15 protein-coding genes are annotated in these 19,303 nt (G+C 40.2%); 13 read left to right on the forward strand and 2 right to left on the reverse strand.

From position 1 onward, the window contains the following. Positions 1 to 13 precede the first annotated feature (13 nt). The 12 genes from VCHSUH04_RS09595 (at position 14) to dcuC (ending at position 14,097) form a co-directional block, all read left to right on the forward strand. Entirely contained in the window at positions 14 to 1,273 is a 1,260-nt protein-coding gene (locus VCHSUH04_RS09595; RefSeq protein ID WP_105086376.1) for an Nramp family divalent metal transporter, read from the forward strand. A 259-nt stretch (positions 1,274 to 1,532) separates the two neighbouring features. Next, the gene (locus VCHSUH04_RS09600; protein WP_105086377.1) at positions 1,533 to 2,135 is read left to right on the forward strand and encodes a hypothetical protein; all 603 of its coding nucleotides are present in this window, start codon (positions 1,533 to 1,535) and stop codon (positions 2,133 to 2,135) included. After that, on the forward strand, positions 2,113 to 2,856 hold the full coding sequence (locus VCHSUH04_RS09605; protein WP_105086378.1) for a YaaA family protein: 744 nt from the start codon (positions 2,113 to 2,115) through the stop codon (positions 2,854 to 2,856). Before VCHSUH04_RS09600 ends, VCHSUH04_RS09605 begins: the two co-directional genes overlap by 23 nt. Next, complete coding sequence (hydE, locus tag VCHSUH04_RS09610; RefSeq protein WP_229025314.1) at positions 2,843 to 3,979, forward strand: [FeFe] hydrogenase H-cluster radical SAM maturase HydE; 1,137 nt, start codon at positions 2,843 to 2,845, stop codon at positions 3,977 to 3,979. The genes VCHSUH04_RS09605 and hydE overlap by 14 nt, the downstream gene beginning before the upstream one ends. A 36-nt stretch (positions 3,980 to 4,015) precedes the next feature. Next, positions 4,016 to 4,681, forward strand: coding sequence for a hypothetical protein (locus VCHSUH04_RS09615; protein WP_105086380.1), 666 nt, complete (start codon positions 4,016 to 4,018; stop codon positions 4,679 to 4,681). A gap of 134 nt (positions 4,682 to 4,815) precedes the next feature. Further along, complete coding sequence (gene fusA / locus VCHSUH04_RS09620; RefSeq protein WP_105086381.1) at positions 4,816 to 6,882, forward strand: elongation factor G; 2,067 nt, start codon at positions 4,816 to 4,818, stop codon at positions 6,880 to 6,882. A 363-nt stretch (positions 6,883 to 7,245) separates the two neighbouring features. Further along, positions 7,246 to 7,722: a YhcH/YjgK/YiaL family protein gene (locus VCHSUH04_RS09625; RefSeq protein ID WP_105086382.1), complete on the forward strand. Its 477-nt coding sequence runs from the start codon at positions 7,246 to 7,248 to the stop codon at positions 7,720 to 7,722. Positions 7,723 to 7,726: 4 nt separating this feature from the next. Continuing rightward, positions 7,727 to 8,623: a DMT family transporter gene (locus tag VCHSUH04_RS09630; protein WP_105086383.1), complete on the forward strand. Its 897-nt coding sequence runs from the start codon at positions 7,727 to 7,729 to the stop codon at positions 8,621 to 8,623. A 143-nt stretch (positions 8,624 to 8,766) separates the two neighbouring features. Continuing rightward, a complete protein-coding gene (locus VCHSUH04_RS09635; RefSeq protein ID WP_105086384.1) occupies positions 8,767 to 9,708 on the forward strand; it encodes a DMT family transporter in 942 nt (313 codons plus the stop codon). Between the two features lie 306 nt (positions 9,709 to 10,014). Continuing rightward, positions 10,015 to 11,310 carry an amidohydrolase gene (locus VCHSUH04_RS09640; RefSeq protein ID WP_105086385.1) on the forward strand — a complete coding sequence of 432 codons (1,296 nt, stop codon included), beginning with the start codon at positions 10,015 to 10,017 and terminating at the stop codon, positions 11,308 to 11,310. A 132-nt stretch (positions 11,311 to 11,442) separates the two neighbouring features. Beyond that, positions 11,443 to 12,687: a M20 family metallo-hydrolase gene (locus VCHSUH04_RS09645; RefSeq protein WP_105086386.1), complete on the forward strand. Its 1,245-nt coding sequence runs from the start codon at positions 11,443 to 11,445 to the stop codon at positions 12,685 to 12,687. Positions 12,688 to 12,843: 156 nt separating this feature from the next. Continuing rightward, complete coding sequence (gene dcuC, locus VCHSUH04_RS09650; RefSeq protein ID WP_105086387.1) at positions 12,844 to 14,097, forward strand: C4-dicarboxylate transporter DcuC; 1,254 nt, start codon at positions 12,844 to 12,846, stop codon at positions 14,095 to 14,097. 184 nt (positions 14,098 to 14,281) lie between these two features. Here the strand turns inward: dcuC and VCHSUH04_RS09655 are convergent, their stop codons facing one another. Next, positions 14,282 to 15,460 carry an MFS transporter gene (locus tag VCHSUH04_RS09655; RefSeq protein WP_105086388.1) on the reverse strand — a complete coding sequence of 393 codons (1,179 nt, stop codon included), beginning with the start codon at positions 15,458 to 15,460 and terminating at the stop codon, positions 14,282 to 14,284. Between the two features lie 118 nt (positions 15,461 to 15,578). Further along, entirely contained in the window at positions 15,579 to 17,810 is a 2,232-nt protein-coding gene (locus VCHSUH04_RS09660) for a tetratricopeptide repeat protein (protein WP_105086389.1), read from the reverse strand. A gap of 272 nt (positions 17,811 to 18,082) precedes the next feature. Between VCHSUH04_RS09660 and VCHSUH04_RS09665 the strand changes: the two genes are divergently transcribed. Beyond that, complete coding sequence (locus VCHSUH04_RS09665) at positions 18,083 to 19,012, forward strand: DUF805 domain-containing protein (protein WP_105086390.1); 930 nt, start codon at positions 18,083 to 18,085, stop codon at positions 19,010 to 19,012. Positions 19,013 to 19,303: the final 291 nt, after the last annotated feature.

Below are 19,303 nucleotides of genomic sequence, written 5' to 3' on the forward strand. Positions count from 1 at the left end.
ATGAGGAGTTATAATGATTGATTTCTTAAAGAAACAGTTGTTTACTGTTCACCAAAATGGTAAGCACCAGGTGAGCGAGGTCTTTAAATTTATAGGGCCTGGCATTATCGTAACTGTAGGGTTTATCGACCCTGGCAATTGGGCGGCTAATCTAGCTGCCGGTGCTAGTTATGGTTATGAGCTATTGTGGGTAGTTACACTATCTACGATTATGCTTATTTTATTGCAACATAACGTGGCCCATTTAGGTATTGTACGGGGCCAATGCTTATCAGAATGTGCCTATGAATTCTTGCCACGCTATGTATCACGATTTGTGTTGAGTACAGCTGGTATTGCAGCTGCGGCGACAGCATTAGCTGAATTTATTGGCGCTGCTATTGCATTGAAAATGCTCTTTGGCATTCCACTTCTGATAGGTAGTGTATTAACGGCCGTTATATGTACTGTGATGCTCATTACAAACTCCTATCGAAAGCTGGAGCGGATTATTGCAGGTTTTGTATCCCTTATTGCATTGGCCTACCTCGTTGAGGTCAATATGGTCAATGTAGACTGGGCGGCAGCAGGCATTGGTTGGGTAGATCCTAAGATTCCGAATGAATCGATGCTCGTTATTTTGAGTATCTTAGGGGCTGTTATTATGCCTCACAATTTGTTCTTGCACTCAGAAATCATCCAAAGTCGCCAATTCAATACACAAGATCCTTCTATAATGAAGCGCCAATTGCGTTATGAATTCCTAGACACCTTATTCTCTATGGGGATTGGGTGGATGATTAACTCCGCCATGATTTTACTGGCGGCAGCAGTATTCTTTACTCACGGCATTGAAGTAACAGAGCTTGAACAGGCGGAGGAGTTGTTACGACCTCTCATTGGCCCTGCAGCAGGTACTATCTTTGCTATCGCATTGCTCTTTGCGGGCTTTGCCTCTTCTGCTACAGCAGGTATGGCTGGAGCTAGTATATTTGCAGGCATGTTTGGTGAGTCTTACGATATGAAAGACTTCCATACTCGATTAGGCTTGGCTTTAACATACATTCCGGCATTGCTGTTGATTGTATTTGTTACTGATTCATTCCAAGCATTGTTGATCTCTCAAATGTTCTTGAGTTTGCAACTACCTATTACAATTTTCTTGCAGCTCTATATGACGAGTAGCCGTAAGGTGATGGGGGAATATGCGAATCATAAATATACGAATGTACTATTATGGGGCATTGGTATTGTTGTTACTGTTATGAATATTTACCTACTCATTGTAGGGTAATAGGAAAAGACCGCGTTAGCGGTCTTTTTTGTATAATAGATGTTCAAATTTATAAAGTTACATTAATCATAAAGTTACATTAATCATGTAACATTGTTTTATTAGAATTACTTTGTCATATAACTGGTATAGTTGTTATGTAAAAAGTGTATCCATGAATAACCATGTGGGCTATAAAATATGTTACAATTAAAGATAGTATAAATCCTGTAGGGAACATTCCCTCACCAGTGTAATAGATAGAAATTAGGAGGACCTAATGGCAGAGGAAGTAAAAGTACAAGATGCAATGCAATCTGATTTTAGTGTTGTAGTAGACGACATTGCAGAGGAATTATTAACGCGCCTAAATATGGATGAGGATGGCTCTGTTATCGACATGTTCCAAACAGGTTCTTTTGATCCTTGGCAATTATTCGTGTTCTTTGGCGCTTTAGAAAAAGCTCTCGTTGATTTTAGAACTGATAAACGCAAGAAAACAGTTATTGTTCACGCCCAACCTGAGGCTCTTATCGGCATTGGTCGCGTGGTAACACCTGTATCTACTATGCTCGAACACGTTCTAATGTCTCGCTTGAACGACATGAGCGAAGGTCGTCTAGAAACTGGCATGCTTACAGTATCTGCTGGCAGCATCGACTACGAAGGTGTAAATTTAAAAGGTCGTCACGTTGTTATCGTATGCGATCTTGTAGATGAAGATTCTGATTACCTTAAAGAATGCATTAATTTATGTAAAGAAATGAAAGCTAGCCATGTAGTGGCTGTGCCTCTTATGTTGTGGAATCCTGAGTTGATCGACAATTTGACAGAGGAAACTATCAAGGCGGAATTATCCCATGAAAATCGTCCTCTCTCCTAGTAAGACTAAAACGATTACTACTGTTGACAATAATGGGGCAGTACATACTGCGGTTCAAGACGGTCAATTTCAACCGCACATTACGCAAAATCTTGTAAAACATGTACAGTCCCTAGATGTGGCGGCCCTTGGCAAGGCTTTGAAACTCAAGGATGATAAGGCGCAGGCTCTCTTTGATTTCTATCAAGATTTTGCGTCTCATCCTGTAGGGCTTGCTTGTGAAAGCTACGATGGCATTGCTTTCAAATATTTAGACTGGCAGAACTTGTCCGATGAGGCTAAGGCCTTTGGTGAAAGCCATCTTGTTGTAATGTCTGCCTTGTACGGCGTTGTAGAGCCAACAATGGGTGTTAGAGACTATCGTCTCGATATGGTCGATAAGATAGGCATTAACTTATATGACACGTGGCGTGAAGCGGTAGATGCCTACTTTCACAAGGAAGATTGGATTCTCAATCTAGCATCTAAAGAATATGCCAAAATGGCAAACCATCCAAAGGTAGTGACCGTTGAATTTTGGGAGTTACGAGGCGATGCATTTAAACAGATGAGTACGTCCTCAAAAATGAGTCGCGGTGTGATGGCTCACGAATGTTTAACTCGACAAGTGAAACATGTGCGGGATTTGCCGCGCGAAGTGAATGGGTTTACCTGTGTCACTGACATAGATTCCATTACTATACCAAGCGAATCGATGACGGTTCGTTATGAAAGGAAGTGATTGTTTGCAAGTGCAAGATATTCTTGCTAAAGATCTCGTTGGCGATGAATGGCTAACCGAGGAAGAATTGCGATTTCTCATGTCTGTAACTGATGAAGACGAGTTGCAGTTAATATATAAAAAGGCTTATGAAGTAAAGGCAAAATATGTACAGCCTGTAGCGTATTATCGGGGCCTCATTGAGTTCTCGAACCGATGCATCAAAAACTGTAATTACTGCGGTATCCGTCGTGAAAATGATAAGACGGAACGCTTTGATATGAATCGTGAAGACATCATTAAGATGGCACAGTGGGCCTATGACCATGAATATGGCTCTATTACACTCCAATCTGGTGAACGCAGTGATGATATATTCGTCGATTATGTAGTAGATCTCATTCGCGATATTAAAGCCATTGGCGATGGTTCCCTGGGCATTACGATGTGCGTAGGGGAACAAAGCGAAGAGGCGTACCGCCGCATGCGTGAAGCCGGTGCGAGCCGTTATTTATTGCGCATTGAAACAACAAATAAAGAACTGTATCATAAAATTCATCCTCAAGATGAATTGCACTCCTTTGAAACGCGCGTTGAATGCTTACGTCGTTTGCGTCGTGTAGGCTTCCAAGTAGGTACAGGTGTCATGATTGGTTTGCCGGGCCAAACAGAGGAAGATTTAGTGAACGATATCTTATTCTATCGTGATATGGATATCGACATGATTGGTATGGGACCGTATGTGGTACATCATGATACGCCCCTAGGCCAAGAAGCATTAGCGATGGGCATCGATGATGAAGCTGGTAAATTGCGCCGTATTCAACTAGGCCTCAAGATGATTGCGTTAACCCGCTTATTCTTGAAAGATGTCAATATTGCGGCCACAACAGCATTACAAGCTCTAGATAAACTGGGCCGTGAAAAAGGCCTTGCTGCAGGTGCCAATATTTTGATGCCTATCATTACCATCCCTGAACATCGGGCAAAGTATTTGTTATATGATAACAAACCTTGTGTAGATGACAATGCGGATAAATGTAAAGACTGCTTAACGCGCCGCGTAATGTCTATCGGTGATACCGTTGGCTGGAAGCAAAATGGTGACTCCAAACACTACGGCAAGCGTACAGGAGAATTTTAGTTTTAGAGAATTGTAGTTTGTATATGAGGTTGTATTATGGAAACAAAATGGTATTCTGATTTTTGGCGGTTATTTGTGAGTCCTTTTAGCGGCGGTATTGATCAAGTTGTACAATCGGGGACATTGAAAAAAGGATTCTGGGGCACTGTATTCTTATGGGCTATCCCATATATTATATTGGCTTTATTTGGGACTATGTTAATTCCATTTCTCCCTCATAATGAATTTACTGGTTTAACCTATTTACTCGGTATCGGTGCCAGCTTTATGTTCATCTTTGCATGGCTTATTTGTATCGGCTGGTCCTTTGTGATGGTTGCCATCGGTTCCTATGTATATAACTGGGTTATCACTAAGATGGGTGGTACCGACAATGTACAGGCGATTATGAAAGTTAGTTGGTATCTACAAGGGTATGGGGTACTATTATTTAGTATTGGTTATACGATAGTCTTGGTTTTAATGGGCATGTTAGGTTTAGCATTCGATAGTAGGGCTTTTGCTGGTGTTATCTATTTTGTAGGAACAATAGCCTTACTTGTTATATCCATTTGGGTATCCTTAGAACTTATGGCAAGACAGGTCATGCTTACGAAGATGAAAGTATTCATTGCTAGTATCTTAACGTCCATAATCTTCGCTATAATTTGGGCACTTTTCATGGCACTTCTTAGTGGCTGTGCCTCTTTAATGGGTAGATAATACTAATTTATAAATTAATATTAATAAAGAGTCCTCTTTTTTTGATAAATTTTTTCGGAAAAAGAGGACTTTTCTATTTGGGTGTCGAAATGTATTAGCAAAAGCCGTAATTTGCCATTAAGGAGGCGATTCCGATGAAAGAGTACAGTAGTGATAAAATTAGAAATGTTGCTGTTGTTTCCCACGATGGTGCGGGTAAAACAGCTCTTGTCGAATCTTTGTTGTTAACCTCTGGTGCGGTTGATTTCGTAGGTAAAGGCCAAGACAATAAACATATTATGGACTTTGAACCTGAAGAAATTAAACGTAACGTAACAATCCAATTGGGCATGGCTCCATGTGAATGGCATGACCATAAGGTTAACTTCGTAGATACTCCAGGCTATAATGAATTCCATGGTGAAGTTCGTGCCGCTTTGCGTGCGTGCGATGGTATGTTGATGGTACTATCCGCCACATCTGGTGTAGAAACTGACACAGTTCGCGCATGGGATTATGCAGTTGAATTACAAATGCCACGCATGGCATTTATCAATAAAATGGATGTGGATGGTGCCGATTTCTTCGGTACTATTGAAAGAATGCGGGAATTATTTGGCAAAGGCATTATGCCATTGCAGATTCCTATCGGTGAAGGCGCCAACTTTGAAGGCGTCGTAGACGTAGCAAAAATGACTGCGTTTACTTACAAGGACGGCCAACCAACAGAGATTGCTGTACCAGCTCACCTTATCGAAAAGGCTCAAGAAATTCGGGAAATGACCGTAGAAGCCGCGGCTGAAGGTAGCGATGAATTGTTGGAAAAATATTTAGAAGGCGAAGAATTATCCTTAGAGGAAATTCGCCAAGGCTTGCGTGAAGGGATGATTAGTGGCCGTGTGTGCCCAATCATGTGTGGCAGTGCCACATCTCGTATTGGCCTAGATCAAGTATTGGATCGTATGATCCGTTACATGCCGGATGCAACTAAAAAAGTGATGACCGCAACTGATGCGGAAACCGGCGAACAATGTGTAGTACATGTAGATAAACCTTTAACTGCATTTGTATTTAAAACATTGTTAGACCCATTCGCAGGCAAACAAAGCTTTGTACGTATCTTCTCTGGTGAACTAAAAGAAGGCGATCGCCTCTTTGATGTAAATCAAGGGGTAGAAGAAAAATGGGGCAAGATGGTTACCCTTATTGGGAAGCAACAAATCCCTGTATCTGCCGCTAAAGCTGGCGATATCGTAGTGATACCGAAATTGGCAAATGCTAAGACTGGCGATACATTAACTGCTCCTGACTTTAAAGTGACATACGATGCTATCCGCTTCCCTCAACCTCTATACACAGTGGCATTAGAACCTGTGAAAAAAGGTGAGGAGGAAAAATTAGCTAGTGCTGTTCTAAAAGTGGCAGAAGAAGATCCTACTTGTGTAGTAGTGAAAAATGCTGAGGCCCGTCAACTACAAATCGATTGTATGGGCGAGGTTCATCTCGAGCATATCCTCAACAAAATGGATCGTAAATATGGCGTACAAGCTAAACTTGTGACTCCATATATTCCATACCGCGAAACAATTAAAGGCTCTGCTGAAACCGAGTCTAAATATAAAAAACAAAGTGGCGGTCATGGTCAATATGGTCACGTTAAGATTCAAGTGGACCCATTATACGATGGAAGCGAATTTGCATTCGTAGACAAAATCTTTGGTGGTGCTGTACCTAAACAATACATACCAGCAGTGGAAAAGGGTGCCAAAGAAACCCTAGATAAAGGCTTAATTGCGGGATATCCTATGATTGGCGTGCAAGTGACACTCTTGGATGGATCTTACCATAGCGTAGACTCCTCAGAGTTAGCATTTAAAGTAGCTACGTCACAAGCTATCAAGGATGTAATTCCTAAGGCGAAACCAGTCCTATTAGAACCAATCTATGAAGTTAACGTGTTTGCACCAGATGCTTTCATGGGCGACATCATGGGTGATTTGAATAGCCGTCGAGGTCGTGTATTAGGCATGGAACAAAGTGAAAGAACAGGTATTTCTGTTGTTAAAGCACAAGTACCATTGGCTGAAATGGCCGACTATGTAACTGCATTGCGCTCTATCACTCAAGGACAAGGCGTATTTAACCGTCAGTTCTATACTTATGAAGAGGTTCCACATAAGCAAGCGGAAGAAATTATCGCTGCTCGTAAGACTCAAGAATAAAGTAAGACCATGTCCACGTACTGTATCAAATACAGTTAGAATCACTACAACTGAATAGATAATTGCATATCGTAACAACTTAATAGCATAACAATTGACGTAAGTCATAAATTTGAATAGTATTTTACACGAGCCCTCCATATATGTAGCGTATGGAGGGCTTTTACTATGGTGTGGAGGGCTTTTACCATGGTATGGAGGGCTTTTACCATGGTATGGAGGGCTTTTACCATGGTATGGAGGGCTTTTACTAGTCCGTTGTGTGTATATGTGTTAACATAGAAAGTAAATATAATGACAACCGTAAGCTTACTATATAAATATGTGCTTACTATATAAATAGATAGTGTGAAAGGATCGTATATGTTTTTCTCTAGCATTACTGCAGATTACACAAAAATGGGCTATCCTAAAGCCATTGTACGGGCTTTGGATTTCTTGAAAAATACAGATTTAAAAGCATTGCCTGGTGGTCGTCATGCCATTGAAGGGGATATGATGTATGCCAATGTAGATGATGTAGAAACAAAATTATTTGAAGCTACAAAACCTGAGTCCCATCGCAATTATGTAGATATTCAATTCATGGTAGATGGGGAAGAAAATATGGGGTTCTTTGTCGATAAAGGTCTTGTTGAACCAGTAGAATCCTATCCGGAACGAGATTGTTATTTCTACCCAAACGAAGCTGAAGATGAAGGACAAATCCATTGCCCAGAAGGGTACTATACAGTATTCTTCCCATCTGATATCCATAGACCACTATTAGCTGTTAATGATAAGCCTATTAAAATCCGCAAGGTTGTTGTAAAAGTGCATGTGGATCTCTTAGGCGAGTAATCCTATGAAGCGATATGAAATTATAGGTGTCTTACTAACCCTATTAGGTGCTGTTTTATGGGGCGTATCAGGTGCTTCAGTACAGTTCTTAAGTAACTTTAGGGATATGAACTTGGAATGGCTAGTCACCATGCGATTAATTACAGCAGGACTGTTGACTGTTATCTATGCATGGTTTAAATATGGTAATTCTATCTTCCATGTCTTTCGTAGTTTAAAAGATACAGCAGGCCTTATCGTTTTTGGCGTATTTGGCATGGCTTTATGCCAATATACATACTTTAAATCTATTGCTTTAGCAGGGGCCGGTATTGCGACGGTACTCCAATACTTGGCGCCATCAATGATTATTATTTATATGCTAGCTCGTTATGGTAAAAGGCCCTCTAAAGGGGAAATTATCTCCGTTATACTGGCCTTGGTAGGTACGATTTGTTTGATGGGGAATGATGGCTTTTCTATGGAGCAATTCCCACTAGCAGTGCTCGTATGGGGACTCCTATCTGCTGTAGGGGTCGCTGTATATAGTGTTTCTCCTGTAGATTTATTATATAAATATGGAACCTTGCCGATTGTAGGATTTGGTATGCTTCTCAGTGGTATTGTTGCTGCTATTTTATTTCATCAGCCAAATTCGTATGCTATGTGGGATGTATGGACTGTGGTGGGTTGTTTTAATGTAGTATTTCTCGGTACGATTGTATCATTTAATGCGTATCTTGAAGGGGTTAAACGCATTGGCGCCGTTCCAGGATCCATTTTGTCATCTATTGAACCGATTTCAGCAGCTTTCTTTGGATGGGCTTTGTTAGACAACCAATTTAGTGCATTAGGGCTAATTGGCATGGCTATGATCATTGCTACTGTTATTATCATTGCGTTGGAGAAACGGAATATATAAATATAAAAAATATATACACAGCTATACATGGCATATAGAAGTATATTACTTAGAAATGTAATTCTTAAATATGTGATTATCAAATATGTGATTTTATATATATTATATTGAGCTATGAGGGATAGAATTATTATGGGGGTACCATGAATAAAGATCAGTGGATTGGTATGTGTCTCGCTATGATGGGCGCCATATTTTGGGGATTATCGGGCACAGCGGTGCAGTACCTTGAAAGCGCAAAACATATCAATGTTGAGTGGCTGTTAGAGGTACGATTGTTAGTAGCAGGCCTATTAACGATTATCATCGCCTATGTACGTGAAGGAAATCGAACCTTTTCTGTATTTTCGTCACCAAAGGATATACTGCAGCTGCTTATATTTGGTGCCATTGGCATATCGTTAGGACAATATACGTATTTTAGAGCCATCGGCATATCCGGTGTAGGTATTGCTACTGTATTACAATATGTAGCGTCTTCAATGATTATTATTTACTTTTTATTGAGATACTTCCGTAAGCCATCAATAGCGGAAATAGTCTGCGTTGGACTTGCGTTCTTTGGAACCTTGTGCATTGTTATGCAACATGGATTCGACTTTGCGGCTATTAATAGGGAGGCTTTATTTTGGGGACTATTATCGGCGGCCAGTATTAGCGTCTATACAGTGCAACCAGTTAGCTTACTCAAGCGCTATGGCACAATCCCTATTGTAGGCTTTGCCATGTTTATTTGTGGCATATTGGCAGTTTTTCTTTTCCAACAATTTGAATCGGAAGCTATTTGGGACGGTATGACGTGGCTTGGGTTATTTGCTATCATCATACTTGGCACAGTGGTATCCTTTAATGCCTTCATGGAAGGAATACGCCGTATTGGATCCATTCAAGGCTCTATACTATCCTCCATTGAGCCTATTTCGGCGACATTCTTTGGTTGGGCTATCATGGGGGATGATTTTACTATTACAGGATTATTAGGTATAGCTTGCATCATCTCTACCATATTTATTCTAGCTTGGGACCGACAACGACAAATGAAACGAGAAGTACTGAAAAAATTAAATAAAGAGGAAATTGTATGATCTGCGTATGCATGCTCTTTTGAGGCATACACTAAGGGCATAATGCTTTGTACCGAAGTGGTACAGTAGAGAACAACAGCTTAAAAAACATATATTACTATGTATATTTATTAGTCATAGTGTGTATGTTTTTTTATTTCTAAAAATATCAATATAAGTTATAATAAATATAAGAATTATTATTGATGTATATAGAAATTTATAATTCTGTATACATAATCTTATTGGTTGACTATTTAATTAGCTATTTTTATAGCTCTTTATATAGTTGAAGTATAGGTATCTATTGTATTTTAGGAGGTAAGTATGTCTGTAAAAGATTTCGTACAACAACGCCGCGATGATTTTATTGCTTTACGTCGTGATTTTCATATGTATCCAGAGCCAGCTTGGCTCGAATATCGTTCTGCCGCTAAAGTAGCTGAAAAGCTAATTGCCTTGGGTTATGATGTGGCACTCGGTGCAGAAGTGCTTGATTTAGATTCTCGTATGGGCTTGCCTAGCGAGGATGTTATGAAAGCAGCCATGGCTCGTGCTATGGATGAAGGTGCTGATCCTGAACTAGTAGAGAAGATGGGCTATGGTAAAACAGCTATTGTGGCAACTATGAAGTTCAGTGCTGATGGTCCTGTAGTAGCCTTCCGTGCAGATATGGATTCCAATGATGTAATCGAATCTAAAGCATCTAACCATATTCCTGCTAAGAATGGTTTCCGTTCCCGCCATGAGAAGGCTATGCATGCTTGTGGTCATGATACACATATGACAATGGGCCTTGGTCTTGCTGAATATATTGCTACACATAAGGATGGCTTGAAGGGTACTATTAAACTTATCTTCCAACCAGCAGAGGAAGGAGTGCGTGGTGCTAAAGCGATGGTAGAGGCTGGTGTAGTAGATGATGTAGACTTGATGTTTGGTATGCATATCGGATTTAATGAACAGTTATCTAATTGCTTTGCTTGTAGTGATCATGGCTTTTTAGCGACTACAAAACTTGATGCTGTATTCCATGGCTATTCTTCCCATGCAGGTGGTTCTCCAGAAAAGGCTCAAAATGCCATGCTTGCCGGCTGTACAGCTGTTATTAACTTACAAGCCATTGCTCGCCATAGTGGGGGTGCATCTCGCATGAATGTAGGTGTTTTTGAAAGTGGTACAGGTCGCAATGTTACTCCTGATGTAGCAACACTTAAATTAGAAACTCGTGGTGCTACTACAGAGATCAATGATTATATGATTGAACGTACTAAGACCATTATTAAAGGTGCTGCAGAAATGCATGACTGTACCTTTGAAATTACAAAACAAGGTGAAACTCCTGCAGGCCGTATTAGCGATGATTTAGCTCGTGAAGTACAATCCATCATTGAACCATTAGGTATTTTCAAAGAAGTACCGTTTGATTATAGCGGTGGCGGTAGTGAAGATTGTGCGTACTTCTTGAATCGTGTTATTGATCGTGGTGGTCGAGCAACCTATATGGTATTGGGCTCTGCTATTAAAGCACCTCATCATAATCCATTATTCGATATTGATGAAGAAGACATGCTAAATGGCATTATTGCGTTAGGTACAATTGCTACTCACTATTTAAAATAGGACATATTGATTGAAATATTGTGATGCATACATCTAAACTATAGGTACATAACTATATAGATGTATGCATCGAAATATGTATAGTGTGCTATATATTAGATGTAATATGAGTATTAGATTGTGAGGTGTTATATGGTTCAACGAGAGCGATTAGCTAAGGACTTTGATGCTATGGCACAGTTGAGTGCACCTGGTGAAGGGATAAATCGTCTGGCTTTTACAGATACAGACTGGAAAGGGCGCCAATATATTATTGATTGTATGACTGATGCGGGTCTAACTGTAGAGATAGACGATTTTGGAAATGTGCTAGGCTATAAGGTAGGTAAGAATCCTGATTTACCGGTTGTCATGGTTGGATCTCATACGGACAGCGTGCCTAATGGAGGCAATTATGATGGTGTTGTGGGTGTATTATCTGCTATCGAAGCGGTTCGCAGTATGACTGATGATGGTTTTGAACATGACCATACTATTGCAGTAGTAGACTTTATGTGTGAAGAGTCTAGCCGCTTTGGAGCAGCTACATTGGGTAGTAAAGCTATGCGCGGTGAATTGACATTGCAAGATTTACATCGCTTAGTAGATAAACAAGGCATTTCCTTGTATGACGCATTAAAAGAGCGTAATTTAAATCCAGATGCTATTGATCATATGGAATATAAGAGACCTGTAAAATCTTTCACAGAAATTCATATTGAACAAGGTAAAGTGTTAGAGCACGAAGCTAAACCCATCGGCATTGTAACAGGGATTGCTGCACCAGAGCGGTTCTATGTAACCATTCGTGGTAATGCGGATCATAGTGGGGCCACACCAATGAACTTGCGTCATGATGCGTTATGTGGGGCTTCAAAAATCATCCTCGGTATAGAGGAGATTGCATCCATGCAAGAAGAGCCTCCAGTAGTGGGCACAGTCGGGGTAGTAGAGGTTGTGCCAGGAGCGATGAACGTTATTCCTGGGGCCGTTAAACTGGGCGTAGATATTCGCAGTATTTCAAAGGTGACCCGTGATTCTGTAGTTACCCTCATTAAAGAATTTATTGATGTTATTGCAGAGAAACGAGGTTTATCTTATACGATTGAACCTATTGCACAAGATCATCCGGTGGCGATGCATCCTGTGATGATTCGCGAAATTGAAGAGGCTGTTAAGTCTGTAGGCGTAGACTATATGACTATGCCAAGCGGTGCTGGTCATGATGCCATGCATTGGGCGGATGTAGTTCCTACAGGGATGATTTTTATTCCATGCCGCGAAGGTATCAGCCATAATCCGGCTGAATTTGCAGATATGGATGACATCGTTACGGGAGCTAAGATATTAGACACGGTGCTAAGAAAGCTTAGCTTAGAAAGTACTAAACTTAACTAGATTGAGTGCAGTGGAATATTTGATGTAGATATAATTTAGTTAGAAATGTGTTAACTAGCTAAGATATCATATTTTACGTGGTTAGAAGGGTGTATTCCGCAATAGAATGGCAGAGAATACTCGCTATTGCTAGGGAATACACGGATTGGAGAGATTATGGTTATTGCTGGTATTGTTATCGTAGTGGCGACGTTTATTGCCATTATTAAGCAGTTTGAAACACGGCTCGTGTTGTTATTATCGGGCTTGTTAATGTGCTTTATTGGTGGGCAGATTGGTGCAGGTACGACAGCCTTTGTAAAAGAACTTACAAATCCAGGCCTTGTACCAACTATTTGTACAGTGCTTGGTTTTAGTTATGTTATGGAGTATACAAAATGTACAGAGCACATGGTATATTTCATCTCTGCAGGCCTTAAAAAAATGACTAAAATCATCATCCCTGGTGCTGTTATTATTACGTTCTTGATTAATATTGCGTTACCTACAGCGGCAGGCTGTGCAGCGGCAGTAGGTGCGCTATTAATTCCTGCACTTATTCGCTCCGGTGTGCATCCAGCGATGGCAGGCTCTGCTATTTTCCTAGGTACATGGGGAAGTGCATTGAGCCCAGGTCTTATGTTTAACCCACAAGTAGCACAACTAGCAGGTGAAGACGTAATGACCGTTATTGCGAGCTTCTCTATGCAAGCTATTATTGGTATTGTCGTAGCAGCTATTTTGCTCAATATCGTAGCTATCGTTAAGAAAGAGCATACAGGATATGTATTGAAAGATGCTAACGAAGAAGAAGGTAAAGAATTTAAAGTAAATTATTTATATGCTATCATCCCAATCATTCCGCTTGTATTACTCGTACTCGGTAGTAAACAAGTAGCGGTGATTCCAGAAATTTCTGTTCCGGTATCCATGTTAATTGGTACAGCCATCGGTATTATTGCTGTACGTCCTAATGTAACGGAAGCAGTTAAGAAATTCTTCCGCGGTACTGGCGATGGTATGTGTGATGTAGTCGGTCTTATGGCTGCGGCAGCAGCCTTTACTGCGGGTATGCAGTACATTGGACTTACAAGTGCACTCATTGATGGTATGAAGAACTCTCAACAAATCGCTCAAATTGGTGCAGCCTTTGGTCCATTCTTATTAGCTGTTATCTCTGGTTCTGGTAATGCAGCAGCCCTTGCGTTTAACGGAGCTGTTACACCGCATGCGGCAGACTTTGGCTATGGCATTATGCAACTCGGCTCCATGGCCCAATTAGGTGCTGGCATCGGCCGTAGCATGAGTCCAGTAGCAGGTGCAGGTATCATCATTGCTGGCCTTGCAGGCATTAACCCTATGGAAATGGCAAAACGCAATGCGGTACCATGTATCATTGCTACAGTAGTGATTATGCTCTTGTTACTATGATTAGATTAAAATGTAGCTGTAAAACTATAAATTCATAAATTACAGATATATTAAAGACGTTAAACTTTAGAATACACAATAAAAGAACCCTATTTTGACATAAAAAACTGCACCTTCAAAAATTGTGTCCAATTTTTGGAGGTGTAGTTCAATCATGATAGGGTTCTTTTTATATATCTTTATATTATTTAAGTTTGAAGCCAATCCAGAGAGCGGAAATTATAAATAAGCCACCGCTAACCCAGAATAGGGTAGTAAAGCCTAGCCATGCCATAAGGCTAGCACCGCCAACAGACCCTAAGAAATAACCAAAAAACAAACAAGACTGATTGTAGGAGAATACTTGACCTGTAAATTCACGAGGTGTTTTTGAAGAGAGGTAAGTGTTTAAGGCAGGCAACATGCCACCTAAACCAAAACCTTGTAGGAACCTGATGATTGCCAGTTGATATACATCAGAAACATAGGCTTGAGGGATATTTAGAATCCCTACATAAATAAGAGATACTACTAATACTTTGCGTGGACCAATCTTGTCGACTAATTTACCTAGTGGAGAACTACTCATAAGTTGAGCAATACCCATAGCGGAGAATACAGCGCCTGCAATAAATGCAAGGTTTTCTGTATTACTAGGAACGATTCCTTTAATATATACAGAGATAACAGGCTGTAAGGACATAATGCATATTGCATAGATAAAGGATGCTACACATAATGCAACAATACTATTAAATTCCGGTATTTGCTCTTTCAACTTACGGATGGAAAGTTTTTCAGGATTAGGTTGTGGTACATAATTTTCGTGGATGAATATAGTAGCCAGCACACCAGCTAAACCCATGAGCGCACCGACGATGATGAAGTCATTGCGAATGCCGACTGTGTCGGCAATATATCCACCCAATAAAGGGCCTATTAGTGAACCAGCAAGATTAGCAGATGCTAATAATCCTAAGGCCCAACCTGTCCGCTCAATAGGTGATTCTGAAGCTATTAATGTAATTGATGCCGAGTAAAAGCCACTTACTAGACCTTGAACGAGCCGGATTAAAACAACCCCTTCGGGTGTAGTTTGAAAAGCAATTAATATATTGCATAATGCCATGCCAAAGCTAGATCGTATTAATGTAATTTTACGACCTTTTTTGTCAGCCACACGTCCCCAAAATGGAGCAGCCAAGCAAACGATAATATAGGTGGCACCAGTGGCTAAACCTGACCAGAGGGACATTGACTCTGGTGTTTGTACGCCTAAATCATGAAAGTATAAAGGTAGGATTGGAGCTAGTTGACTAACACCAAAGGCTGTACAGAATACGCATAGTAAACTGATGTACACCGTTCGTTTCCACGTTTCCAAAGTATCCCTCCTTTAGTCTTGTAATACATTTATAGCTATAAAAACTTGTAGGCTCATTTTTTGCCTAGTCTTTTGCTTAATGACTTTGGGCTAGTTATTTCTTGCTACGAAATAATTATTAATTATGTTTCTTTTTAACTTCTTCCCAATCGCTTAAGTCCGGCAGTTTATTGCTTGTTATAGATTCCTGAATCCAGTAGTTGATGGATGTTAAGTTGCAAGACTCTCGTTCAAAGCCATATACGATGTCGTCCTCTGTGTCGTCTTCTATAGTGATATAGAGGCTAATGTGTAAGTTTTTACCTTTTCCACGCTCGATGAAGTAGCTAATACCTGGATCGTCGAGGTTAGGTGGGCGAACCGCCATGATATCATACTTGCCATTGGCTACGCCTTCTAAGGCATCCTTAATCATTTGATTGGAAAATTCATATTGATTGAGGTAGAAAATATCATTGTCGCAAGTTAATACATACTCCCGTGGAGGCGTAGTATTTTTGTACTGTCTCTCCCATCTTTCATCAATAACAGGCAATGTAGCATGATCATAGAATTCTTTAATTAAAGCGAGCCCTTCAGGAATGGACATTTCTTTAAAGTATCGTATTTCATATACTGTAGGCTCCGAACTTTCATCTCGTTCATCAGTAGCCTCAAGGTAGCCGTATAGATAGATAGTACAAGAGTTTTTATCCTCATTGTGGAACATGACAATGCTGTACACATCGCAAATGACGTTTTCTATGGATTGACGATTATCATAGATGATAAAACTGAGGTATTTTTGTGTATCCCATTCGTGCTGGATGAATGCCCAGTCGTATTTATTGGTGCGCCAACCAGTAGTAGAGTCCTCGAAGATTTCTAATACATCCACAGAATTTTGAGGCCATGCAGGTGGCATAGGATTACAAGTTGTAGAAGATTCTTTTATGCCTTCTTTGTACTGGTAGTGGCCATTAACAAGTTCAAAGGCTTCTAATCGTTCAGATGCTTCGTCAGGGATTACCAAGGGCTCACCAGTACTTAACCAATTATCGTTTCTTGTGTTAATACGTCTGATGCTTTCACGAGCATGTTCGTAGAACGCAACGGCTTGGTCTAAATCCGGTTCATTTGTAATGGCACCAATTTCGTAGCAATAGCCGGCTGCCAGTTGCCATAGATGGTCCGCATAGTCATAACTACCGTATCTATCGTGACATTTGCTAGCCTGATTAACGCACTCTATGGCGGTTCTTATGGCAGGGGTATTACCTTTTTTGAAAGTAAATACATACGCAAGATATGGCCAGATAGCATCGAGCGTGTAAATAGCTGGTTGTTGCAATAAGTGAGCAATGCGCGACCAGTCTTGGGACTGACCATCGATGTTCAAGGTACGAATAATGATGGCTTGCATGGTAACATAAGCGTGGTCGTCAAAGTCTAAGTAATCTGGGCTTATAGCAGCGCGCTCGTAATATCTGAGGGCCTTTTGAATATCCTGAGGGATTCTTTTGTTAGACTCACGTGGTTTTGCATAGTACTCGGCAGCTTCACGCAAACACATACCATTATTCATGGCGGCGCCGCGCTCAAAATATTGGAGAGCTCGTTCATGCTCCCCACGTGATTTACAAATATCGCCTGCTAAATACATCATGAGTGGCAAACCTGCTTTAGCAGCTTCAAAAATGACTTGTTCTTCCATTTTCTTATTGCCTTGTTCTACATAGGTAATGCGCAAGTTGCGGTATGCAATAACAAGGCCTGCCTCGGCAGATTTACGCAACCATTGCTGAGCAATAGCAGTTACTTTATTGGCCAATCTACGTTGATCTGCTTGTACAAATAAGCCCTTTAAAAAACGGGCAAAGCCAGATGGTTCACCTTCATTAGCCACCTTCTTAGCCGATGGTAAGATGTGATAATCCCCCCATTGATATACATTGGCAATGGCGTAGGCACAGTAAGAACAACCCTTTTGGGCGCCTTCATAAACGCGCTGGAATGCTTCGTCCTTCGTCATAGGCAACTCTTTTTCAATGGTTGGTGTAAGGGCACCTGAGGTACGCATAGCCTGTAAAATGGCGATGGCACTGCCTTTGCGAATAGCCGTATGTAAATAACTATACGCCTTTGTGTCATCCTCAGGAAAGCCTGCCTCAATCCACGTGAACTGAGGGCCAGAATAGACGCGCGCCAAAATAGCGTACACATCGCCAATACCAGGAATCTTTTGGCCTTCCTCGTCAAGTTTCACAAGGGTATCAAGCTCAGCCTTGCCCGCCCAAGCAATATCTTTATTACACTGGTGGAATATTTTATTGAAAGACTGCTGTATTTGATCAGTGAAATAAAAACTCATACTCTCTCCTCCGCATAATAATCAGTAGAAGCTGATAACATATGTAGTTTCAGTATACTATTAGTGTTTAGAGGAACACAATATAAACCTTCTAAATTTATGGGCTGCTTGAGAGACAATATATTCAATTTAAATTATTTATATTAGAATAGATAGAAACTGGATATGATATAACAATAAAAGGAATGTATATGTAGCTCTTTATTGATTATGTTTACATGGCTTTAATTTGTAGATATCCTTCGTATGAGAGAGAAGAGAGAATTATTTTAATGTGGTTAGATAATGAACTTTCACTATTTAAACAAAATATAGAAATGCTGCGAGTGAATCAACGTATAGGCCGATTGGCATTTTTATGGGCTGTGCTTGGTTTAATGGGAAGTAAATTTTTAGTATACCTTCTATTTGTGGTATTGATAGGATTTATTCAAGATGGTTTGTTTCAAGGCAGCACATATTTGTCATATATTTATTTTGGATGTTTGCAGATTATACATATAGCAGTAACTATTTTTTTACTCAAACGTAGATTGAATGACAGTGGTTCATCCTTGTGGTATATGACTTTAGTACCCATAGCATACCTAAGTTTGTGGGTATATTGGGGTATGAGTTTTAGTTGGGCATCTATATCCGAAACCTTTATAAATGCAGGCTTTCATTGGGACGGATTTTTCTGGCAGTATTTTATCTTGGCTTGCTTTGCGTTGCCACTTAGTGTGCCAGATTCTAATGAGTATGGTTTAGATGAAGGACGAGATAGGTATAATAACTATATTATTGCCTATACTCGAAGTTCCACGATTACTAAAGATACAAATAATAGTAAATTTGACTATATTTGTAGCTGTATATGGGATGTTTTATTTGCTAGGATCTTTGATGTTAAGGGAAGGACTCCTGTATTAGCTTTTTGGGTTGGTCTCATAGGAACTCGTCTTTTCATGGATGTCATTATGAATATGGTTATAGCCGTAGCATCGTTAATTGTTCAGCTTGGTATACCTCTTTATATACCACGTTGGGGATTTATGGCTATCCTGATATGGCCAGCTATAGCAATGATTACATTAGGCATACGTAGACTTCATGATTCCCTATTAAGTGGGTTATGGATTATTGGTCTTTTCGTTCCATATATTAATATTTTTGTTAGTTATCATCTTTTGTTTAAAAAATCTTGGCATATTGAAAGTTGAGATTTTTCTTGACTTTCATTCTATAGAAACATTATAATCAGATTATAATTTTATACTCGCCTAAAAGAAACCGATGAGGTGGAGATAAAAATAGGAAATGCACTCACAGAGAGCGGGATTAGCTGAGAACCCGTAGTACGCAGCTTATTAAATGGACCACCGAGGGCGCATGGAACAGAATGAATTTCATTCCTAGTATGGTGCGACGTCACACGAGCGTTAGTCGTGAGGGATATGTTAGTATCCTGCGAAAGAGGAATGCGCTGCATTCAAACAAGGTGGTACCGCGAT

Origin of the sequence: Veillonella sp. T14073-2 (genome assembly GCF_002959875.1) — a bacterium.
Classification (GTDB): Bacteria; Bacillota; Negativicutes; order Veillonellales; family Veillonellaceae; genus Veillonella; species Veillonella infantium.

What these genes read in the sequence shown, in the direction of transcription:
- VCHSUH04_RS09595 (WP_105086376.1), top strand. Translation starts at nt 14, where the DNA reads ATGATTGATTTCTTAAAGAAACAGTTGTTTACTGTTCACCAAAATGGT.
- VCHSUH04_RS09600 (WP_105086377.1), top strand. Translation starts at nt 1,533, where the DNA reads ATGGCAGAGGAAGTAAAAGTACAAGATGCAATGCAATCTGATTTTAGT.
- VCHSUH04_RS09605 (WP_105086378.1), top strand. Translation starts at nt 2,113, where the DNA reads ATGAAAATCGTCCTCTCTCCTAGTAAGACTAAAACGATTACTACTGTT.
- hydE (WP_229025314.1), top strand. Translation starts at nt 2,843, where the DNA reads ATGAAAGGAAGTGATTGTTTGCAAGTGCAAGATATTCTTGCTAAAGAT.
- VCHSUH04_RS09615 (WP_105086380.1), top strand. Translation starts at nt 4,016, where the DNA reads ATGGAAACAAAATGGTATTCTGATTTTTGGCGGTTATTTGTGAGTCCT.
- fusA (WP_105086381.1), top strand. Translation starts at nt 4,816, where the DNA reads ATGAAAGAGTACAGTAGTGATAAAATTAGAAATGTTGCTGTTGTTTCC.
- VCHSUH04_RS09625 (WP_105086382.1), top strand. Translation starts at nt 7,246, where the DNA reads ATGTTTTTCTCTAGCATTACTGCAGATTACACAAAAATGGGCTATCCT.
- VCHSUH04_RS09630 (WP_105086383.1), top strand. Translation starts at nt 7,727, where the DNA reads ATGAAGCGATATGAAATTATAGGTGTCTTACTAACCCTATTAGGTGCT.
- VCHSUH04_RS09635 (WP_105086384.1), top strand. Translation starts at nt 8,767, where the DNA reads ATGAATAAAGATCAGTGGATTGGTATGTGTCTCGCTATGATGGGCGCC.
- VCHSUH04_RS09640 (WP_105086385.1), top strand. Translation starts at nt 10,015, where the DNA reads ATGTCTGTAAAAGATTTCGTACAACAACGCCGCGATGATTTTATTGCT.
- VCHSUH04_RS09645 (WP_105086386.1), top strand. Translation starts at nt 11,443, where the DNA reads ATGGTTCAACGAGAGCGATTAGCTAAGGACTTTGATGCTATGGCACAG.
- dcuC (WP_105086387.1), top strand. Translation starts at nt 12,844, where the DNA reads ATGGTTATTGCTGGTATTGTTATCGTAGTGGCGACGTTTATTGCCATT.
- VCHSUH04_RS09660 (WP_105086389.1), bottom strand. Translation starts at nt 17,810, where the DNA reads ATGAGTTTTTATTTCACTGATCAAATACAGCAGTCTTTCAATAAAATA.
- VCHSUH04_RS09665 (WP_105086390.1), top strand. Translation starts at nt 18,083, where the DNA reads ATGTGGTTAGATAATGAACTTTCACTATTTAAACAAAATATAGAAATG.